We start from the raw sequence: 331 nt of genomic DNA, 5'->3' as shown, positions 1-331 counted from the left end.
CTCCTCCGAGCCCAGCGCCCGACCGCCCGAGACGATGACCTTGGCACTGGTCAGTTCGGGCCGCGCGTTCTCGGCCTTCTCCGCGCCGACAAAGCGCGAGCTTCCGGCATCGCCGGTGGACGCGATGGCTTCGACCTCGCCCGAGCCGCCCTCGGCCGCCGCCTTCTCGAAGGCGGTGGTGCGCACGGTCAGGACCAGCTTCTTGTCGCTGGTCTTCACCGTCGCGATCGCGTTGCCCGCATAGATGGGCCGGGTGAAGCTGTCCGGCCCCTCGACCGACAGGATGTCGCTGATCTGCATCACATCGATCAGCGCGGCGACACGCGGCGCG

1 pseudogene is annotated in these 331 nt (G+C 69.5%); it reads right to left on the bottom strand.

What is annotated here, in order from left to right:
- Positions 1–331: pseudogene (locus tag SM191_RS19675) on the bottom strand (electron transfer flavoprotein subunit alpha/FixB family protein); the annotation flags it as partial.

This window comes from Sphingomonas sp. 2378, assembly GCF_038084995.1.
GTDB lineage: Bacteria > Pseudomonadota > Alphaproteobacteria > Sphingomonadales > Sphingomonadaceae > Sphingomonas.
The sequence above is the reverse complement of the archived record's forward strand: the minus strand, read 5'-3'. Positions and strand labels throughout refer to the sequence as shown.